A 17,037-nucleotide genomic window follows, 5' to 3' on the forward strand; every position below is an offset into this window, starting at 1 on the left:
AACCTGACGAGCTAAGGCGGGTCGACAAGTGAGGCCGCGCGACTGAGGCGGCCAGATCACGTTGCCGTGATACTGGCGCTGTGCAGCGCGCTGGATGACTCATCGTCACGAGCCAAGATCAGGCAATGTGTAACCCTGCAGCTGTTGGCGAATCTGCGTCTTCAACACCTTGCCCGTTGCGCCCAAGGGCATCTCATCTACAAAGATGACATCGTCAGGGGACTGCCACTTCGCCAGGCGACCGGGGTATAGCGCGAGAATCTCTTCGGCGCTGACCTCGGCGTCAGGCTTTTTGAGCACGACGACTACCGGCCGCTCGTCCCATTTGGGGTGGGGCACGCCTATCGCGGCTGCCAGGGCTACGCCGTTGTGGCTCAACGCGATGTTTTCGATGTCAATGGTGGACAGCCATTCGCCGCCCGACTTGACCACATCCTTGCTGCGGTCGGTCAGCTGCAGGTAGGCATGCTCATCAATGGTGGCGACATCACCAGTAGCAAACCAGCCATCATCCAGGCGGTTGTCGATCTCATCCTTGTAGTAGGCGCTGATGACCCAGGGTCCTTTGACCTGCAGGTGCCCGGCGGCCTTCCCGTTCCACGGTTGCTCAATACCCTGGTCGTCGACAATGCGCATGTCGATGCCGAATACCGGCCTGCCTTGCTTGAGTCGCACCCGCTGCTGCTCTTCGCGGCTGAGCTCCTGATGCTGTGTCATCAGCTTCGATGTGGTGCCCAGAGGGGAGGTTTCTGTCATGCCCCAGCAGTGAATCACTTCGACGTTGTGCTGGTCTTCAAAGCACTGCTGCATGCTCGGCGAACAGGCAGAACCACCGATAGAGGTCTTCTTCAGGGTGCTGAAGGTGTGCTGATGGCGTTCCATATGGTCCAGCAGGGTCTGCCAGACAGTGGGTACGCCAAGGGCGAGTGTGACACCCTCGCGCTCGATCAGGTCGTATACCGACGCCCCATCCAGCGCCGGGCCGGGGAGCACCAGTTTGGCACCGGCCAGCGCGGCGCAGTAGGGCACGCCCCAGGCATTGACGTGAAACATCGGAACGACGGGCAGCAGTGCATCCTGGCTGCCGACGCCCAATCCGTTTGGCGTGGTCAGAACCAGTGTATGCAGCACGGTTGAGCGATGCGAGTAGAGCACCGCCTTGGGGTTGCCCGTCGTGCCGCTGGTGTAGCACATGCTGGAGGCGGTGCGCTCGTCGAATTCCGGCCAGACATAGTCGCCAGATTGCGCGGCGATCAGGGCTTCGTAACTCAACAGTCCTGCACTATCGGCAGTGTTATCCAGCGCGTCTGGCTCACACAACATGACCCAGTGCTTGACGCCCGGCGCCAGTGGCTTGAGGCTCTCTACCAGGGTGGCGAAGCTCTCGTCGAAGAAGACTACTTCGTCCTCGGCGTGTTGCAGTATCCAGGCAATCTGCGAGCTGTGCAGGCGCGGGTTGACGGTGTGCAGCACCCTTTCTGAGCCACTGACACCGTAGTACAGCTCCAGGTGGCGATAGCCGTTCCAGGCAATACTGGCAACGCGGCTTCCCGGCTTAAGGCCCAGTTCATCTAGCGCCATGGCCAGCTGTCGCGAGCGCTGCGCAACATCGGCCCAGGTGTAGCGGTGAAGGTCTCCTTCGATGCGGCGAGAGACGACTTCTACCTGGCCGCTGTAGCGCTCCGCGTGGGTCAGCAGCGACGAAATCAGCAACGGCTTGTCTTGCATTAATCCGTTCACGGGCAGCGTCCTGACTTATTGGATGACGTGGCTGACAACCACCACAGGAAGGATGTCCGTGTAGTTTTCCCGGTCATCGCCCAACTCTTGTCCGGCAGCGGCCATTGCTGCCTGGAAGCTGGCGACGTCCGCAAAAAAGAGGTGCGCTGCGGCCACGCTGGCAGGCAGGGCGCCGGAGCCATCAGGCAGCGTTTGGTCGATCTCCAGTTTGATCAGTCCCTGGACGCCAAGGCGGTCACGGATCAACTGCGCGTGAGCGCTCTGATAGTAGTCGTGATCAAATGTGCAGTTTTCGTGCGGTGGGTAGGAAACGGTGACTCTGATCATGGTGTTCTCCGATCTTATTATTGTGACGGGATAGCTGGATTGGTTTCCTGCAGGTCGTGAAATGATCGCGACCGAGTGCGGCGGGGCTCAGTCCGTCGGCACATGAATCCGCTGCGATCGCGTCCAGGGTGGAGGCCACGATCGCAGCGTGAATCAATATTGCCCTGCCTCGGTTTTACGGCTGTCCGCCAAGCAGTCCGGGACCGGCCAGTGATGCGCCGCCATCGACAGGCAGGACCACGCCGGTGACGTAGTTGAATACGCTGGAACTGAGCATCACCGCGACATTGGCGACGTCCGAGATTTCGCCATAGCGGCGCAGGGGCATGTTTTGGGTCACCGCCGCTTTGGATTCAGGTGTGGGGGTCAGTCGTTCCATGCCCTCGGTGCCGGCAATCGGGCCAGGAACGATGGAGTTGACGCGAACGCCTTCCGGGCCCCATTCCATAGCCAGCACCTTGGTCAGCATGTCGACGCCTGCTTTGGCCGCGCAGACGTGAGCCTGCATCGGCGTGGCTTTGGACGCCTGCGGCGCGGAAATGTTGATGATGGAGGCGCCTGGCTTGGTCAGGTACGGATAGGCTGCTCGCAGCACGTGGAAGCTGCCCAGTAGGTCGATGTCCATGACGCTTTTGAAACCGTTGGGGGACATTACGGCAGCTGGGGCCACAAAGTTGCCTGCGGCGCCCGAGCAAAGCACGTCGATAGTGCCCCAGGCTTCATGCGTTTTGGACAGGGCATCCTGCACACTGGCCATATCCCTGACATCGCCACTGAAGCCCATGGCGTCTGAGGTAAGCTCTCGCAACGTCGCCACGGCCGCGTCCACCCGCTCCTGTGAACGACTGAATACGGCAACCTTTGCACCTGCGGCGGCAAAGGCCTTGGCAATCCCGAGGTTGATGCCGCTGGTGCCGCCAGCGACGAATACGGTCTTTCCGGTGAACTCATTGTGCTGCAACATCGTGACTACTCCCGCCTGTTATCGGTTAACACTATTTGCTCGCTAGCCTATGCATCCGGAAACTGGCAGTCTGTCAAAAAATTGAATTTTGAATCGAAATTATGGATACGCTGCTCAACGCTGATGTGCTGCTGGATAAGCTCAGTTCTGACGCCTGGTTTTCCTCGTGCTCGGATGAGCTGAAGCAGGCTCTGTTGCGCGATGCGAAAATTCAGCCGTGCCCTGCAGGCGAAGCGGTGTATCGGGATGGGGAGTTGGCCAGGCACGCGCTGTATTGCGTTGTCGAAGGGGCCATTCGCCTCAGCAGCTCAATGCACGATGGCTCACCGTCGCTGCTGGTCTATCTGCAGCCGTGTCACTGGTTCGGTGATATCTCGTTGATCGACGGCAGGCCTTACATTCGTGATGCCGTCGCCGATGTGGACTCGCTGGTGCTATATGTGCCAAGCAAACCCTTTGAGCGCTGGCTGGATGATCATCCGAAATACTGGCGAGACATTGCACGTCTGAGTATCAACAAGCTACGTGTGGCCTATCAGATCATTGGTGAGCCGGGCACGATCCACCATAAGCTGGCCCGCCGGCTGTGGTTGATGGCGCATGGGTTTGGATCACGCGCTCACAATCCATCGCTTCAGCTACAGGTGTCTCAGGAGCACCTGGCGCAAATGCTGGGAAGTACCCGCCAGAGTATTAATACCGGGCTTGCCAGGCTGGAGGGGTTAGGCCTGTTGAAGCAGGGTTACAAGTCGATCGACATTCTGGACTTGGCGGCTCTGCTGGACCACGCCAATCACAAGTGACTGTCTGCCCTGCTCGCTGGTCGTCTACGTGACGTTGCTGAGGCATTCCGGCAGCGCTGTCGGAAAGTCCTCCAACGCCACCGGTGGCGAGATCAGGTAGCCCTGTATTTCGTCGCAGCCCAGCGCGCGGATGACGTCCAGTTGTTCGGCGCTTTCCACCCCTTCACACACGGTGCGTTTGTTCAGGGTGATGGCCAAGCCAGAGATCATCCTGACGATGGCCTGGGCGTCCGGACGGGTCAGCAGCTCGGTGATAAATGACCGGTCGATCTTGAGGGTGTCGAACGGAAAGGTGCGCAGATAGGAGAGCGATGAGTAGCCGGTGCCGAAGTCGTCCAGCGCAAGCCGTACGCCGGTCTGACGAATGGCCGTGAGCATATCGAGGGCTTGGTCCGGATCATCAATGATGACCGACTCGGTAAGTTCCAGCTCCAGCCGTTGCGGCTCCAACTGATAGTGCTCCAGCAGGGCGGTGAGGTCCTGCAAAAAGTGGCCGAACTGCACCTGCACCGCCGACACGTTGACTGAGATGAGCAGCCCCCGCAGCTCGGTTGTGGCTGCGCGGCAGGCCTCTTCCAGCACATAGTACCCGAGGTTCTCGATGAGTCCGCACTGCTCGGCAATGGGGATGAATTCATCCGGGCCGACGCGGCCCAGTTCCGGGTGGGTCCAGCGCACTAACGCTTCGGCACCGGTGATCCGCCAGCTGGCCAGGCTCACCTTGGGTTGCCAGTGAACGCAGATCTCGCCGCGTTCGACCGCATGGCGCAGGCCATCTTCGATCGCCAGTCGACGACGACTTTGCTCACCAATTTTCTCCGAATACAGCGACCAGCAGCCACGGCCGGCGGCCTTCGACTCATATAGGGCCATATCCGACTGCACCATCAGGTCATCCATGTGCGGCCCTGCCGACATGCGCAGACTGATACCCACGCTAGCGCCGATACGAAATTCGCGCTCGGCAACGGCGATCGGCTCGCTCAGGCTGTCGATGACGCGCTGCGCCAACGCGATGGGCTCACGGTCGTCGCTGATCGGCCAGAGCGCGATGGCAAACTCATCGCCTCCCAGGCGGGCGACTAGCGTATTTTCCCCGGCGCAGGCGGTCAGTCGTCTGCCAATGACTTGCAGCAGCGCGTCGCCGGTGCTGTGTCCGTGGTTGTCGTTCACGCTCTTGAAGCGGTCCAGGTCTACCGACAGCAGCGCGAGCTGAATATCTCGGCTGACCAGGCCGCTGATGGTATCGCGTAGCTTGAAGCGGTTGGCCAGGCCGGTCAGTGAGTCGGTATGCGCCAGGGTGCGCAGCATGCGCTCATTGTTCACCTTGTCGGTGACGTCGCTGATGATGCCCCGGCGCCCGGCAAAGCGGTCCTTCTCATCAAGCAGAACCTTGCCGGTCAGGGTCAGGTGACGCACACCGTGCTCGTCTTCTATGGAAATGGGCAGCGAGCGGAAGCTTTGTCGATGCTCAATGTGTTCGTCAATCAGGTAACACAGCGCCGGGCTGCGCTCGCAGAGTATTTGCAGGAAACGTTTGTGTTCATGCTCGTCCGGTTGCAGTCTGAGCAGCTCCTTAAGACGAGGGGAAACATGGTTGAGCATACCGTCACGATCTGTTTCCCACAGGGCGTCGCCGGCATCGAGCTCAAAGTCATGCAGCAAGACTGACAGCATCTCACCCTGTCGCGCTGCTCGGCGCTGTGCCTTGATCAGATCGCTGGACTTGCGCCAGGACAGCAGCGCGCCAATCAGCGTCATGGGTGAATACAGCATTAACAGCAGAGCAATAACCAGATAATGGGCCTCCGTCCTGAGCACCAGACAGGCCAGTAGGGCGAGGACAGAGGCCAGGGTGTACAGGCCCACGTAAACCAGGCTGGCCATGGGCAGAGGGCTCAGCACAAAGCCGCCGGCACCGAGCATGCCGGTTACCAGCGTCGCGATGGTCATCTGTTGCAGCGCGCCTGCCTGCGGAAACCAGATAACGATCATGACCGCCCAGGTGCCGGCCAGCGCTGCGGCATGCACAGTAGAGCCCTTGAGCCGGCGCACGCTGGCGGTCGCCAGCACCTTGTCGCGCATATGCCACCAGCTCCAGCAGGCCAGCGCGCAGATCAGCGTCAGCGCGGCGAACCAGACCCAGAGTCCGGTTGGAATAACGGGGTAAAAACTGAGCAGGATGCAGCTGCCCGAGCCTATGTTGGCGAACATCATCGGGGGCGTGACGCGGATGACCGAGGTGAGGTGCGCGCCGCGCAGCAAAGCCATTTCGTGCTCATCACTGTTGTACATGAGCGCGATGTCAGCGCGGAGCGTTTCGATGAATTGGCTATAGGGGTTCAAGCGGCACCTGCCGGTCGACAGTCATCTTTCCTTTTAACAGTAGCAGAGTGCCGGCATTGTGTTGAGCCGGGCAACGAGTGCCCGGCACCGTATTATGTCTGGAGTTGCCTGGGCAGGTGCTTCAGTCGCTTGCCGCCTGCACCCAGCTGCCGCCCAGTGCGCGGAACAGCTGGGTGCGGGCCAGTTGTTGCTGGGTGGTGGCCTGCTCAAGGTCCCGTTGCGCCTGCAGCGCGTCTTGCTCTGCCTGCAGCACACGGAAGTAGTCGGTGGCACCAGCCTGGTAGCGGGTCTGGGTCAGTGTTGCGGCTTGTGTGCTGGCGTTGGCCTGCAGGCGTCGGGCGTTGACTTCGCGTGCCAGGGTGTCCTGGGCGGCCAGGGCATCGGAGACTTCACGGAAGGCGACCTGGATACGCTCTTCGTAGGCTGCAACGGCAGCATCACGGCGGGCGTTGGCGAGGTCCAGTCCAGCCTGATTGCGACCCGCAGTGAACAGCGGCAGAGTCAGTTGCGGGCTGAACGCCCAGCTGCTTTGGCCGCTATTGAACAGGTCGCTCAGGTCACTGCTGGTGTTGCCCAGGCTGCCAGTCAGACTGATGCGTGGAAAGAACGCGGCGCGTGCCGCACCGATGTTGGCCTGACGTGCCAGTAGACGGTGCTCGGCTGCGCGGATGTCCGGACGCGCTTCCAGCAGACTGGATGGCGCGCTCGGTGCCAGCGCCCCCAGTTCGACTGGCTTGCTGGCCGGGGCGAACAGCGTGTTCAGGTTCTGCTGTCCGGTGAGCAGGCGCAGGGCGTTGGTGTGTCGCTGCAAGGCCCGGTCGAGCTGCTCGATCTGCGCGATCACCGCCTGCTGTTCGGCCAGCGCCTGTTGGTACTCGAGTTCATCGGCGGCGCCCAGTGTGCGCTGCTGTTCGATCATCTCCAGATTGGCGTTGCGACTGGCCAGCGTCTTACGGGTAATTGCCAGTTGGCGCAATGTGCCATCGCGTTGCAGGCTGACCGATACGACATCGGCGATCAGGCTGATGCGCGCGCTTTGTGCTGCCTGCTCGGTGGCCAGGTACGCCTGCAGCGCGGCCTCTGACAGGTTGCGTACGCGCCCGAACAGGTCCAGCTCAAAGGCGGCCAGACCCAGCCCCACCTGGTACTGACTCCGGATTTCGGCCTGCCCGCTGGTGCTGACGTCCGCCGGCAAGCGCTGGCGCTGACCGCTGCCGTCAAGATTGATGGTGGGCAGCCGATCGGCGCGCTGAATACCGTATTGCGCGCGCGCTGCTTCCATGTCCAGCAGAGTCTGGCGCAGGCTGCGGTTGTTGCTCAGCGCCTGTTCGACCAGCCTGCGCTGGCCGGGATCGATGACAAACTGGCGCCAGTCCTGTTGCTTGCGGGTCAGCTGTTGATTGGCGCTGCCCAGCTGCCATTGGTCTGGTATTGGCGCTTGCGGGCGCTGGTAATCCGGGACCAGGGAGCAGCCGCTGATCGCCAGCCCAAGGGCCAGTAAGGGAAACAATTTAGGCATGTTGGGCCTCCGTTTCGGCTAGCTCGCGGGTGCGGGCCGAGGCGCTGGCCGCACGATGATCACGGGCCAGCAGGGTGTAGAGGGTGGGCAGCACGAACAGGGTAAACAGGGTGCCGACCAGCATGCCGGCGACCACCACGATACCGATGGCAAAACGGCTCGAGGCCCCGGCGCCGGCAGCGAACAGCAGCGGAATCAGGCCGGCAACCATGGCGGCGGTGGTCATCAGTACCGGGCGCATGCGGATGATCGCCGCCTTGTGCATGGCCTCCAGCGGGCTCAGACCCTCGTGCTTCTGAATATCGTTGGCGAACGACACCATCAGAATGCCGTGCTTGGAGATCAGACCGATCAGCGTCACCAGACCAATCTGGGTGTAGATGTTCATGGTCGCAAAGCCAAGCCAAAGCGGCAGCAGCGCGCCACAGATGGCCAGCGGTACGGTCATCAAAATCACCAGTGGATCACGGAAGCTCTCGTACTGAGCCGCCAGTACCAGGAAGATGACGATCAGGGCAAAGCCGAAGGACACCACCAGGCGGTTGCCTTCCTTGACGAACTGGCGGCTGTCCGACAGCCAGTCGATGCTGGCGCCGGGCGGCAGTGGTTGGCCTTTCAGAAAGTCTACCGCAGCGCCCATGGTGACGCCCGGCATCAGGACCGCCGACAGTGTTGCCGAGTTCATCTGGTTAAATTGCGGCAGGCGGTTGGCCTCGGGCTGGGTATGCACATCGACCACGGTCGCCAGCGCTACCAGTTCGCCGGAGCTGGCGCGCACGTAGTAACCGGTCAGGTCATCGGGGGCCTGCCGCTGGGCGCGCGGTACCTGGGTGATGACGTCGTAGGAGCGGTCAAACCAGTTGAAGCGATTGACGTAGTTCTCGCCAACCAGTGTGGCCAGGGTATCGGCGATATCCTGCATGCTGACGCCCATGTCACCCGCTTTCTCGCGGTTGACCGTCAGGCGCGCCTGCGGGCTGTCGAAGGCCAGGTCGCTTTCCACGTAGGCAAACAGGCCGCTGCCCCAGGCGGCGCCCTTGATCTGCTCCATAGCGTCATACAGGGCGCTGAAGTCATTCGGCGCACGCAATACCATCTGCACCGGCAGGCCGTCACTGCCGGCCGGCAGCGGCGCGGCCTGGAACGCGGTGACCGAGGCTGAGGTAATGCGTGAACTACCGGCGTTGAGGGTGCCTTCGACTTCGGCGGCGCTCATCTGCCGATCATCCCAAGGTGTCAGCACGACGCCGCCGAAGGCATTGTTCTGACCGTTGGTGCCGTTGACGAAGAAGCTGTCCTGATAGTCGGGCAGGGCACGAAACTGCGCCTGCACGGCGCGGGCTGCCTGCTCCGTGTAGTCCAGACTAGCGTATTGTGGGGCCCGGGCGGCAACGAAGACGTAGCCCTGGTCCTCACTGGGAGCCAGCTCGCGCTTGACGCCGAGGAACAGCACCACGATGCCCGCCAGGACCGCAACGCAGACCAGTACCACGGCACCGCGTGCATGCAGGGCGTGGTCCAGTAGGCGGCCATAGGCGCCGGAGAGCCGCTGCATGCTGTGTTCGATACGCTGCGCCAGCTTGCCTTCGGAGACCTTGGAGGACAGCAGATAGCTGCTCATCATCGGGGACAGAGTCAGGGCAACCACGCCGGAGACGATCACCGAGCAGGCGAGGGTAAAGGCAAACTCCTTGAACAGCGCGCCAGTCAGGCCACCCATCAAGCCAATCGGTGCGTACACAGCGGCCAGGGTGATGGTCATGCCGATGACTGGCCAGACAATCTCTCGGGCACCCAGCAGGGCGGCCTGCACCGGGCTGCGGCCTTCTTCGATATGTCGGTGGATGTTCTCCACCACCACGATGGCGTCGTCGACCACCAGACCGATGGCCAGCACCATGGCCAGCAGCGTCAGCAGGTTGAGTGAGAAGCCGAACGCCAGCATCAGCGCGGCGGCGCCGACCAGCGATAGCGGAATGGTAACGATGGGGATCAGCACCGTGCGGAAGGAGCCGAGGAACAGAAAGATCACGGCGACCACGATGATCACCGCTTCGAGGAGCGTCTTAAGTACCTCGTCAATCGAGGCGTTGACGAAGCGGGCGGTGTCGAACACGTTGGTGACCTTGATGCCGGGTGGAGCGGCCGCCTGCAATTCTGGCAGCAGCGCGTTGACGCCTGCGACGATCTCCAGCGGGTTGCCGTCCGGGGTGGGCGAAATGGCCAACGAGACTGCGGCCTCGCCACCGCCGAAAAAACTGCTGTCGTCGTTCTGTCCGCCCAGCTCAACGGTAGCCACATTGCTCAGGTGGACTACGCCACCGGGGCTGCGCTTGATCACCATGCGCCGGAAGTCCTCCAGCGAGCGCAGGTCGGTGGCCGCGGTGATCGGCACCAGAATGCTCTCGCCGCGCAGTGCGCCGGGGGCGGCCTGCACGTTGTTGCCACGCAGCGCGTTGACCAGGTCACTGGCGGTCAGATCGCGAGCGGCCAGCTTGATCGGATCGATCCACAGGCGCATCGCGTAGGGTTGGCCACCGCTGATATCGGCCGAGGCAACGCCGGACACCGAGGTAATCAGTGGCTGGGCGACGCGTGTCATGAAGTCGGTGATCTGCGCGATGCTGTGCTGATCACTGCGAAAGTTCAGGTATTGCACTGCTGACACGCCATCGGTCAGCTTTTGAATTTCCGGGTCGTAGACCTCTGCGGGCAAGCGGTAGCGGGCCTGCTGGATCTTCGCCAGAATCTCGGTCATGGCGCGGTCGGCGTTGGCGTTGAGCACCAGCTTGGCCTTGATCTCGCTGCGGCCGAGGGTCGAGGTGGAGGTCAGATACTCGATGCCGTTGGCGCTGGCGATGGCCTGTGCAATCGGCGTGGTGACAAAGCCCTGCATGGTCTGCTGCGAAGCACCCGGATACTGGGTGGTGACCACAATGGTAGCGCTTTCCATCTGCGGATACTGGCGGATCGGCAGTGAAAACAGCGCGGCCAGACCGGTCAACAGGATCATCACGCTCAGGGCAATGGAGAGGATAGGCCGGTGGATGAACAGGTCAGTGAACCTCATTGTTCACCCCCGCGCCCGACCACCTTGACGCTGGCGCCGGGTTGGATGCGCAACTGGCCTTCGGTGACGACCAGGTCGCCAGCGGCCAGGCCCTGGCTGATGACGGCCTGCTCGCCTATGTAGCGGCTGACGGTCACCGGCACCTGCTCGCTCCGGCCGATGCTTTCGTCATTCAGCTCACGCACCACCACCACCAGATTACCGGAGGCGCTGGTGACCAGGGCGGTTGCCGGCAGCAGTAGCGCATCGGATTCGGCCGGCAGGCTGATCCTGACGCTGGCGTACATGCCCGGTAGCCACTGCTCGCCGGGGCTTTCCAGAGTGGCCTGCAGCGCGGCATTGCGAGTGTCTTTCGCTACCTGGGGTTCGATGGCGGTGATGGTTGCCGATGCCGGTTCAACGCCCGCGAGGCCGGCGTCTACCGTCACGGTTTGCCCGAGACGGACGCGAGCCAGTTCCTGTTGTGGCACCTCGAAATTGACCTGCAGTTCGCTGAGATCGGTCAGGCTGACGGCCTGGTCGCCGGGGTTCAGGTATTGGCCAAGGTCGATGTGACGAATGCCCAGCTGCCCATCAAAGGGTGCCCGCAGGTGCTTTTGCCGGATCTGTGCCTGCAGCAGCTCGACACGGCTGCGGCTGGCGTCGTATTCAGCTTGCCGTTGCTGCTGCAGCTCACGCGACATGGCGCCACTGGCTGACAGGGTACGAGCGCGCTCAAGCTGTTCCTTGGCGAAGGTCAGGTTGGAGCGAGCGGCAATCAGGTCTGCCTGTTCGAGCGAGTCATCCAGGCTGGCGAGCAGGCTGCCGCGCTCGACCTGCTGACCTGGCTCAAAGGCGATCCTGGCGACGCGACCGGCGACCTCCGCCGAGAGCATGACCTGGCGCGCTGCACGTAATTCGCCCAGTGCCTGCAGTATCACCGGGGCCTGCTGTGCCTCCAGCCTTTCGGCAACCACGTCGATCGGGTCGCCGCCCTGCCAGCCGCCGCCCGAATTGAGCGAGGCACGCCAGAACCACAGGCCGGTTGAGATCAGGGCGATGATAATCAGAACGATGGCGCTGGCTTTCCAACCAGCACTCCGCCTGGGTGGCAGAGAGGTAGTCATGTGCTGCGTGCTCCAATGCGAAAGGTCTAAAGAGGGTCATGCACGCGCGGCTTGCATGCCTGGTGCTGGCATGTCGCACGGCGCAGTCAGACGTAGGTTGGCGGGGGCTTTTGGCCGCCCGCCTGCCCAGGCAGAAAGGGTGTATTCGGCAAAGGCAGCTTCCTTGCTGCAGTTATTTCCAGGAAGCGAGGCACGTTATAAATGCTCAAGTTGACTTGAGGTCAAAAGGTTTTTTTCAAGTGACGTGGTCTTGAGAAGACAGGCGGGGCAGCGGTGCGAAGGGCCAATGAACGAACGGGGCATACAGGGGAGGCCGGCACGGCCGCAGTCATTGGCAACTGGAGAGGGGCAGCGATCAGCTGGGCGCTTGATCGCCCCTGAGCAGTGCCACCGCCTGTGCGTCGGAGGCGAGCAGACAATCCTCACCAAACAGCGCCAGATAGCCCTGCTGATGCAGCGCCGTGCGTAACGGCAGCTTGGCGCCGGATAGGTACAGTCTGATGCCGCGCGAGTTCAGTAGCAGCCAGATTTCGTGCAGGGTATCCAGGCCCGTCGAGTCGATCTGGTTGATCGCCGTGGCCGAGAGCAGCAGATGGCGGATATCGAGTGTGTCGATCCGCCGGCGTATGTAGCTTTCCAGTACGGGGGCTGTCAGGTAGGAGAGCGAGGCGTCCATACGAATGCCCAGTACATCATCGGCGATGGCTGGCAGGCCGTAGAGCTGGCGATCCCGCAGGGCGCCGCTGTCGTGTACGCCCAGCTCGATGATGCGTGGCACGGCATAGCGATAAAGAAAGAGCACCACCGAAGCCAGAATGCCGGCGATTATGCCCCAGTAGAGATTGGGCACCGTTGCCAGGGTAACGCCCAGGGTAATCAGCGCCACGGCGCCATCTTTGGGGGTGGTGCGCAGCAGCTTGAGCAGGCCCGGTATGTCGATCAGCCGCAGCACCGGCACAATGATCACTGCCGCCAGCACCGCCTTGGGCAGATTGTGCAGCAGATCGGTAAAACCCAGCAGACAGACCAGCACGATCAGCGAGGTGATGATGGTCGACCAGGCGCTGCGCGCACCGCTGTAGGCATTCAGCGCGGTGCGGGAGAAGGAGCCGCTGACCGGGAAGCCGCCACTGGCGCCACTGGCGATCTTGGCCAGGCCCTGGCCGATCAGCTCCTGATTGCGGTTCCAGGTTTCGCGGGTCAGTCGTGACATGGTGCGGCAGCTGGACATGGCTTCGGTAAAGCTGATCAGCGCGATCACCACCGCCGGGGTCAGCAACGCCAGGTGTTGCTCCAGTGTCAGCCCCGTCGGCAGGCCGAGCGAGGGCAGGCCGGAGGCGATATGTCCGACGATGCTGCCACCCAGGCTGGCAAAGCCGATAGCACTGCTGAGGCCGATGCCGGCCAGGCAGACCAGCACGATGGCCGGTAGGCGCGGAACCAGCTGCTTGCATAGCAGCAGGGCGAGAATGCTGCCGCCGCCGAACAACGCGGTAGTGAGCACACGGTCGGCATCAGCTTGCCAGGCGTGGCGCAGGCGCAGCAGCCAGTTGTCACCGGCCACCTCGGCAAAGCCAAGCAGCGACGGCAACTGCGACAGGATAATGATGACCGCCGCAGCATTGATGAAGCCCTGAATCACCGCGTTGGAAATGATGTTGGCCGCCGCGCCCATACGCAGGGCACCCATGGCCAGCTGGATCAGCCCGGAATAGATAGCCAGCCAGATCGCCATGCTGACCCACAGGCTGGAACCCGGCTCGGCCAGCGGTTGCAGCGCGGCGAAGGTCAGCAGGCTGCTGAGCGCGACCGGACCGACTGCCAGCAGGGACGAAGAGCCAAACAGCGCGCCGACGATCCCCGGCAGCAGCGCGGCGTAGAGCCCGGTGACCGGCGGCATGCCGGCGAGCTGGGCGTAGGCGAGGGCCTGGGGAATGAGCACCAGGCCGACGGTAACCCCGGCTACCAGATCCGCCCTGAGCTGATCCGCTGCCGGTTTGCCCCAGCGCAGGAAGGGAAGGAGTTGGAAGCACGCGGCCCAGAGCCTGGCTTTGATGTTCATGGCGGCTTGTCTGTTCGGCTGACGGGTCGATATGTGAACCGGAGGTTGACACAACGTGCTGCGTATTACAAATATAGTAACAGGTTACGGAGATAGAAAATGACTGAGCCAAAGGCGCAGCTGCGCACGCTCGCCAAGGGGCTGGAAGCGCTTGAATTGATCGAAGCCGCAACCACGCCGCTGTCGCTGACCGAGCTTGCCGCGCTGGCGAATGAATCCAAACCGGTGATGTTTCGCGTGTTGCAGACGCTGGAAGACAAGGGCTACGTACAGCGTCGGGAGAGCGACAAGCGTTATTTCCCAACGGGCCGGCAGACCGCTGCCATGGCAGTTCCGCAGCTGCTGGCGCTATTGAGCGCGCTGGGTGCCGGTGGTGCCCGTGGCGTTGCGCTGGCGGACTTGAGCGCCCAGCTCGGGCTGGCTGAATTCCAGCTGCGGGAACTGCTGGTGCCGTTGGTCGAGCAGGGCATGGTGGAGCCGCTCGGCCATGAACTGCCGCGCTGGCGCATGACCATGAAGGTGCTGGAGCTGGCCGGGCCATTGCTGGCCGAGACCGATCTGACCAGCCAGCTTATGCCGATCATGGTGCGGTTGGCCGACGAGACCGGCGAGACGCTGTCGCTGTTCCGCCGCAGCGGTGATGAGCACGTGCTGATTGCCGTCCAACCCAGCCGGCAGCCGGTGCGCTACGTGCTGGATGTTGGCCAGCGCTTTCCGCTGTATCTGGGCGCGGCCGGTAAGGCAGAGCTGGCCTTCCTTGCCAGCGCCGAGCGCGAGCGCTTGCTGCAGCACGCGGCAGCGGCCGACAGGTCCATCACGGCTGCCGCTGCCGACCGACTGCGCGGGCAGCTGGACAAGGTTGTGGCTCAGGGATACGCGACTTCGGTGAGTGAGCGGGTAGACGGTGCAACAGCAGCGGCCGCCCCAATTTTCAGCAGTAGCGGTGCGGTGTGCGGTGTCCTGAGCATCATGATGCCGGCGTTCCGTGCCGACGAGGCGCGGCTTCATCAATGCGGCGCGCTATTGCTCGAGGCCCTGCGTGGTCATCTGTTTGCAGACGATCACAGCCCAGGCTGGCAGAGACAAAAACAACATCCATGACGCCGCACGGCGCAAACAGCTGATCAGGAGTATTTCACCCATGAGTACCGACACGTCGCGCACGCCGAGACTGGAAGGCAATGACGCACAGCCGGAAACCGTTCGCTTGCACAACGCCTGCCTGAGCAGCATGCCGTTCGAGGATGACGCCGATTTCACCGATGCCTGGCGTGGCCTGATTGCCAAGCCCAGCGTGGACTCGGTCAAGCGTGCTGACGGCAAGACCGCCTGGCACTTTCATGCCTACAGTTTCGTTGAGCAAGAACGTGCGCCGCTGACGGTCAACCCCAGCCTGTGGCGTCTGGCGCGCTTGAACAACATCGCCGGTCTGTTCAAGGTTACCGACCGGATCTACCAGATTCGCGGTTTCGACCTGTCGAACATGAATATCATTGAGGGGGATACCGGCCTGATCATCATGGACCCGCTGGTCTCGATGGAAGTCGCACGTGCCGGTCTTGAACTGTACTACGAGCACCGCCCGAAACGGCCGGTACTCTCGGTCATCTACACCCACAGTCATGTCGACCACTTCGGCGGCGTCAAGGGGGTGGTTGATGAAGCCGATGTGAAAGCCGGCAAGGTGTCGATCATTGCGCCCGAAGGCTTTATGGAAGAGACCGTCAGCGAGAACATCCTGGCCGGCCCGGCCATGCGCCGCCGCGCCCAGTACATGTACGGCGGCTTGCTGCCCAAGGGCCCCAAAGGCCAGGTAGATGCGGGCCTGGGCAAGGCAACCTCGCGCGGCACCGTGACCCTGATTGCGCCGACCATGGACATCAAGGATGACATCGAGACCCATGTCATCGACGGTCTGGAAATCGAGTTCCAGCTCACGCCGGGCACCGAAGCGCCGGCGGAAATGAACCTGTACTTCCCGACCCTGCGTGCCCTGTGCATGGCCGAGAACGCCTGTCGCTGCCAGCACAACATTCTGACGATCCGCGGCGCGCTGGTGCGCGACCCGAAAATCTGGTCCTACTACCTGGACGATGCCCTGGCGCGCTATGGCGACCGCTCCGATGTGTTGTTTGCCCAGCACCACTGGCCGACCTGGGGTAAGGATAATATCCGCACCTTCCTGGAAGACCAGCGCGACATGTATGCCTTCCTGAACGACGAAACCCTGCGCCTGCTGAACCACGGCCTGACGCCGCTGGATATCACCGACCACTTGCGCAAGCTGCCTGACCCGGTCGCTCAGCGCTGGTACGCCCGTGACTATTACGGCTCGGTCAGCCACAACGTACGGGCGGTCTATCAGCGCTATATGGGCTTCTACGATGCCAACCCGGCCAACCTGAACCCGCTGCCGACCGTTGAATCCGCGCGTCGTCACGTCGAGTGGATGGGAGGTGCCGAGTCGGTGCTTGAACGGGCGCGCGCATCATTTGAGGCCGGTGAGTACCGCTGGGTGGCTGAAGTGGTCAACAAGGTCGTGTTTGCCGAGCCGGACAATCAGCCCGCCCGCGATCTGCAGGCCGATGCCCTGGAGCAGATGGCCTATCAGACCGAGAACACCACCTGGCGTAACGCCTACCTGACGGGTGCGATGGAGTTGCGCCACGGCGTCAATCCGTCCATCTCCGCTGGTGCCAGCGGCGGTATTGCACCGGATCTGCTGCAGGCAATTACCCCGGCGCAGTTCTTCGACGTGCTGGCGGTGCGCTTGAACGCGAACCGCATGGCAGGCGTTGATACCTGCATCAACTGGCACTTCAGTGAAAGCAATAGCTGGTACGCGATGTCACTGCGCAACGGTGTGCTGACCTACCGTGAGAATACGCGTCGGGATGATGCCGCAGCCGAGATCAGTCTGTCGCAGGGGCTGCTACCTGAGCTGGGATTGCGTGCCGAAGCGCTGGAACAGGCGATTGCCAGCAAGCGTGTGACCATCGAGGGTGATGCCGCCCAAGTTGACCGATTGATGGCGTCGCTGGATACCTTCAGCAGCGGCTTCAACATCATTACGCCGGCGGTGCTGAGCGACAACTGACAT

General features: G+C 62.3%; 11 protein-coding genes. 3 read left to right on the forward strand and 8 right to left on the reverse strand.

Going from position 1 to position 17,037, the window contains the following annotated elements; translation table 11 throughout:
- Nucleotides 1–105: 105 nt before the first annotated feature.
- From ASB58_RS19380 to ASB58_RS19390, 3 genes are all read right to left on the reverse strand, one after another.
- A complete protein-coding gene (locus ASB58_RS19380; protein WP_118132025.1) occupies nucleotides 106–1,740 on the reverse strand; it encodes a 3-(methylthio)propionyl-CoA ligase in 1,635 nt (544 codons plus the stop codon).
- A 15-nt stretch (nucleotides 1,741–1,755) separates the two neighbouring features.
- Entirely contained in the window at nucleotides 1,756–2,067 is a 312-nt protein-coding gene (locus tag ASB58_RS19385; RefSeq protein WP_118132026.1) for an EthD family reductase, read from the reverse strand.
- Between the two features lie 175 nt (nucleotides 2,068–2,242).
- Nucleotides 2,243–3,031, reverse strand: a complete 789-nt coding sequence (locus ASB58_RS19390; protein WP_118132027.1) for an SDR family oxidoreductase — start codon at nucleotides 3,029–3,031, stop codon at nucleotides 2,243–2,245.
- A gap of 101 nt (nucleotides 3,032–3,132) precedes the next feature.
- On the opposite strand from ASB58_RS19390, the gene ASB58_RS19395 reads away from it, so the two are divergent.
- On the forward strand, nucleotides 3,133–3,834 hold the full coding sequence (locus ASB58_RS19395; protein WP_118132028.1) for a Crp/Fnr family transcriptional regulator: 702 nt from the start codon (nucleotides 3,133–3,135) through the stop codon (nucleotides 3,832–3,834).
- Between the two features lie 24 nt (nucleotides 3,835–3,858).
- Here ASB58_RS19395 and ASB58_RS19400 read toward each other — a convergent pair whose 3' ends face one another.
- From ASB58_RS19400 to ASB58_RS19420, 5 genes are all read right to left on the reverse strand, one after another.
- Nucleotides 3,859–6,129, reverse strand: a complete 2,271-nt coding sequence (locus ASB58_RS19400; protein WP_147336858.1) for a putative bifunctional diguanylate cyclase/phosphodiesterase — start codon at nucleotides 6,127–6,129, stop codon at nucleotides 3,859–3,861.
- A gap of 172 nt (nucleotides 6,130–6,301) precedes the next feature.
- Nucleotides 6,302–7,699, reverse strand: a complete 1,398-nt coding sequence (locus ASB58_RS19405; RefSeq protein WP_118132030.1) for an efflux transporter outer membrane subunit — start codon at nucleotides 7,697–7,699, stop codon at nucleotides 6,302–6,304.
- Complete coding sequence (locus ASB58_RS19410; RefSeq protein WP_118132031.1) at nucleotides 7,692–10,769, reverse strand: efflux RND transporter permease subunit; 3,078 nt, start codon at nucleotides 10,767–10,769, stop codon at nucleotides 7,692–7,694. Before ASB58_RS19410 ends, ASB58_RS19405 begins: the two co-directional genes overlap by 8 nt.
- Nucleotides 10,766–11,875, reverse strand: a complete 1,110-nt coding sequence (locus ASB58_RS19415) for an efflux RND transporter periplasmic adaptor subunit (protein ID WP_118132032.1) — start codon at nucleotides 11,873–11,875, stop codon at nucleotides 10,766–10,768. The genes ASB58_RS19410 and ASB58_RS19415 overlap by 4 nt, the downstream gene beginning before the upstream one ends.
- Before the next feature lie 355 nt (nucleotides 11,876–12,230).
- Nucleotides 12,231–13,937, reverse strand: a complete 1,707-nt coding sequence (locus ASB58_RS19420; protein ID WP_118132033.1) for a SulP family inorganic anion transporter — start codon at nucleotides 13,935–13,937, stop codon at nucleotides 12,231–12,233.
- A gap of 99 nt (nucleotides 13,938–14,036) precedes the next feature.
- Here ASB58_RS19420 and ASB58_RS19425 point away from each other — a divergent pair, with 99 nt between their 5' ends.
- On the forward strand, nucleotides 14,037–15,038 hold the full coding sequence (locus ASB58_RS19425; protein ID WP_118132034.1) for an IclR family transcriptional regulator domain-containing protein: 1,002 nt from the start codon (nucleotides 14,037–14,039) through the stop codon (nucleotides 15,036–15,038).
- A gap of 40 nt (nucleotides 15,039–15,078) precedes the next feature.
- Nucleotides 15,079–17,034 (forward strand): alkyl/aryl-sulfatase, encoded by a 1,956-nt coding sequence (locus ASB58_RS19430; RefSeq protein ID WP_118132035.1) that lies wholly within the window; start codon nucleotides 15,079–15,081, stop codon nucleotides 17,032–17,034.
- Nucleotides 17,035–17,037: the final 3 nt, after the last annotated feature.

The sequence above is a fragment of the Pseudomonas abyssi genome (assembly GCF_003444685.1).
Classification (GTDB): Bacteria; Pseudomonadota; Gammaproteobacteria; order Pseudomonadales; family Pseudomonadaceae; genus Halopseudomonas; species Halopseudomonas abyssi.